Here is a 3,236-nt window from a genome sequence, read left to right on the forward strand (position 1 = left end):
GCCGGGATCGACGCGGCGGCCGTCGGCGCGCGCCCCTCGCGCCACCGCCGCAGCACCCCGCCGGGCACCTCCTCCGCGACGAGCGCGAACGCGAAGTGGTCGCGCCAGTCGCCGTCGATGTGGATGAAGCGGCGTCGCAGCCCCTCGTAGCGGAAGCCCAGCTTCTCGACGACCCGGAGCGAGGGCCCGTTCTCGGGACGGATGCAGATCTCCATGCGGTGGAGCCGGAGGCTCCGGAAGCAGTGGTCGGTCGCGAGCGCGACGGCGGTGGGGGTGATGCCGCGACCGGCGACGTCCTTGGCGACCCAGTACCCGATCGACGCCGACGCGAGCGACCCGTGCGTGATCGACGAGACGTTCAACTGGCCGACGAGCTCGCCCTCCCATTCGAGCACGAACGGCAGCGCGGTGCCGGCGCGCGCGTGCGCGTTGAGGTTGCGGATGCTCGCCCGCGCGTCGATCACGGTGCCCCCGCCGGGGTACGTCGCCTCCCACCGCCGCAGCCACGCACGGTTGTCGAGCAGCACCCGTTCGAGCGGGCGCGCATCGCGCACCCTGATCGGTCGGAGCGTCAGCGACCCGTCCACGAGGGTCGGAACGGATGCCACCGGCACGTCAGCCTCGTTCGAGCCCGGCGGCGAACTCGACGAGCCACGGGCGCAGGTCGGCGCCGAGGTCCTCGCGATCGGAGGCGAGCTGGATGACCGCCTTGATGTAGTCGAGCTTGTCGCCCGTGTCGTACCGCCGGCCGCGGAAGACGACCCCGTAGACGCCACCCGTGCCCTCGACGTCGCCCGCCATCTCCATGAGCGCGTCGGTCAGCTGGATCTCGCCGCCCTTGCCCGGCTCGGTGCGGTGCAGCACCTCGAACACCTCGGGCTTGATGACGTAGCGGCCGATGACGGCGTAGTTCGAGGGCGCGACCTCCTTCGCGGGCTTCTCCACGAGGCCGGTGATCCGCACGACGTCGGGGTCGTCGGTCTCCTCGATCTCGGCGGCGCCGTAGAGGTGGATGCTGTCGGGGTCGACCTCGAGCAGGGCGACGATGGTCGCGTCGCGCGCGACCTGCTCGGCGAGCATGCGGGTGAGCAGCACGTCGCGCTCGTCGATGATGTCGTCGCCCAGCAGCACCGCGAACGGCTCGTCCCCGACGTGCATCTCGGCGCGGAGCACCGCGTGGCCGAGGCCCTTCGGATCGCCCTGGCGGACGTAGTGCATCTGCGCGAGCTCGGTCGACTCGTTGACCTTCTGCAGCTTGGCCGTGTCGCCCTTCTGCTCCAGGGTGTACTCGAGTTCGGCGACGCGGTCGAAGTGGTTCTCGAGCGCGTTCTTGTTGCGGCCCGTGATCATGAGCACGTCGGTGAGTCCGGCGCCGACGGCCTCCTCGACCACGTACTGGATGGCGGGCTTGTCGACGACCGGCAGCATCTCCTTCGGCATCGCCTTGGTCGCGGGCAGGAAGCGCGTTCCCAGGCCGGCGGCAGGGATGACGGCCTTCGTGATCCGTTCAGTCATGCGCATCAGCGTAGCCGTACGGCATGGGCGTGGGACGGATGCATCGTCCTAGGATGGCTGGCATGCCCGACGATCCGACCGTGGTCAAGCGGATCCTCCGCGCCGAGCTCCGCGAGCGCCGGCGGAACATGCCCGCGCACGAGCGCGACCAGGCGACCGAGGGATTCACGTCCCGCCTGCAGGAACTCGTCGGCTCGAGCGAGGCGACCTCGATCTCGTGCTACCTCTCTATGCCCACCGAGCCCGACACCCGGCCCTTCGTGAACTGGGCGGAGGCGAACGGCATCCGCGTCCTGTTCCCGATCACGCGCGAGGACGGCCTCCTCGACTGGACGGTCGGAGAGGAGGAGGACGAGGTGACCGGGCTGCACGGCATGCCCGAGGCGGTCGGCGAGCTCCTCGGCCCGATGGCGATCAACGACGTCGACCTGATCCTCGTGCCGGCCGCCGCGGTGGATGCCACGGGCATGCGCCTCGGGTGGGGACGAGGGTATTTCGACAAGACCCTCGGTTCGATGGGAAAATGTCCCCCGGTGTACGCCATCGTCTTCGACGGCGAGTTCGTCGAGGAGGTGCCGCGAGAGGTCCACGACCAGCCGGTGAACGGCGTCGTGACCCCCACGCGGATCGTCGCGTTCTGACCCGCGAGGCGTGCACCCCCGCATTCCACCGACGGAGCCCGAGAGACCACCATGCCCACCTATTCCTACCGCTGCACCGAGTGCGGCGAGGCCTTCGACATCCAGCAGGCCTTCACCGACGACACGCTGACGGAGTGCCCGGCGTGCTCCGGCCGCCTGCGCAAGCTCTTCGGCACGGTCGGCGTCACCTTCAACGGGTCCGGGTTCTACCGGACCGACTCCCGTGCGACCGGCGGGAAGGGCGGATCCTCGTCCGGCTCGGAGTCCGGTTCGGGCGGATCCTCCGGATCGTCCTCGTCGTCGTCCGGTTCGACGTCGCCGTCGACGTCGTCCGGGTCCTCGTCGAACTCGACGACGGGTTCGTCGTCGACCGCCGCGTAGGATCGACGTCCTGCCCGCGCACACCGCACCGCAGATGAAGGGGGAGCAGCGAGTGCTCAAGGGATTCAAGGAGTTCATCCTCAGGGGGAACGTGATCGACCTCGCGGTCGCGGTGGTCATCGGCGCCGCGTTCACGGCGGTCGTGAACTCGATCGTCAGCAACCTGTTCAATCCGCTGATCGGCGCGCTGTTCCGCGCGGACAGCCTCGACTCGGCGTTCGTCTGGGAGATCCCCACGATGGACGGCAGCGTCGCGGAGGTGAAGTTCGGCGCCGTGCTCGGCGCGATCCTCACGTTCGTCATCGTGGCCGCCGTCGTCTACTTCGTCTTCGTCCTGCCGATGAACGTGCTGAAGGAACGCGCCGAGGCGCGCCGCCAGGCCGGTGAGCAGAAGGCCGAGGACCCCGAGACGGAGCTCACGGTGCTGGCCGAGATCCGGGACCTGCTCTCCGCCGATCGCGCGCGGCAACCGGATTCGCAGCGCACCGAGTAGCGACGTTCGCCAGGGGTCGGCGCCCGTCGAGCGAGTCGGTCGTCGCGCCTCGTCGTCTCACCAGTGCGGCGGGCGCTCGCGCGTGATGCGGTCGTCCTCCGGGCGCGACGTCCGCGCTGCGCCGGCCTCCGACTCGTCGTGCGCCCCGGGCACCGCCGATTCGGGCTCGGGATCCGTGCCCGGCGCCGGGGTCAGGCGTGCGCGTC

5 protein-coding genes are annotated in these 3,236 nt (G+C 70.1%); 3 read left to right on the top strand and 2 right to left on the bottom strand.

Annotated features, from left to right (window positions below; all coding sequences use genetic code 11):
• Together ESO86_RS14180 and galU are read right to left on the bottom strand one after the other, a co-directional pair.
• Positions 1-608: GNAT family N-acetyltransferase (locus ESO86_RS14180; protein WP_165307887.1), on the bottom strand; the 608-nt coding region annotated here is incomplete at its 3' end.
• Between the two features lie 7 nt (positions 609-615).
• Positions 616-1,515 (bottom strand): UTP--glucose-1-phosphate uridylyltransferase GalU, encoded by a 900-nt coding sequence (gene galU / locus ESO86_RS14185; RefSeq protein ID WP_129235580.1) that lies wholly within the window; start codon positions 1,513-1,515, stop codon positions 616-618.
• A gap of 62 nt (positions 1,516-1,577) precedes the next feature.
• Between galU and ESO86_RS14190 the strand changes: the two genes are divergently transcribed.
• From ESO86_RS14190 to mscL, 3 genes are read left to right on the top strand one after another with little or no spacing between them, the layout of a single operon-like run.
• The gene (locus ESO86_RS14190; protein WP_129235581.1) at positions 1,578-2,156 is read left to right on the top strand and encodes a 5-formyltetrahydrofolate cyclo-ligase; all 579 of its coding nucleotides are present in this window, start codon (positions 1,578-1,580) and stop codon (positions 2,154-2,156) included.
• A gap of 51 nt (positions 2,157-2,207) precedes the next feature.
• A complete protein-coding gene (locus ESO86_RS14195; RefSeq protein ID WP_129235582.1) occupies positions 2,208-2,537 on the top strand; it encodes an FmdB family zinc ribbon protein in 330 nt (109 codons plus the stop codon).
• A 52-nt stretch (positions 2,538-2,589) separates the two neighbouring features.
• Positions 2,590-3,030 (top strand): large conductance mechanosensitive channel protein MscL, encoded by a 441-nt coding sequence (gene mscL, locus ESO86_RS14200; RefSeq protein WP_129235583.1) that lies wholly within the window; start codon positions 2,590-2,592, stop codon positions 3,028-3,030.
• Positions 3,031-3,236: the final 206 nt, after the last annotated feature.

Source organism: Agromyces binzhouensis, assembly GCF_004135055.1.
GTDB lineage: Bacteria > Actinomycetota > Actinomycetes > Actinomycetales > Microbacteriaceae > Agromyces > Agromyces binzhouensis.

What these genes read in the sequence shown, in the direction of transcription:
- galU (WP_129235580.1), bottom strand. Translation starts at nt 1,515, where the DNA reads ATGACTGAACGGATCACGAAGGCCGTCATCCCTGCCGCCGGCCTGGGA.
- ESO86_RS14190 (WP_129235581.1), top strand. Translation starts at nt 1,578, where the DNA reads ATGCCCGACGATCCGACCGTGGTCAAGCGGATCCTCCGCGCCGAGCTC.
- ESO86_RS14195 (WP_129235582.1), top strand. Translation starts at nt 2,208, where the DNA reads ATGCCCACCTATTCCTACCGCTGCACCGAGTGCGGCGAGGCCTTCGAC.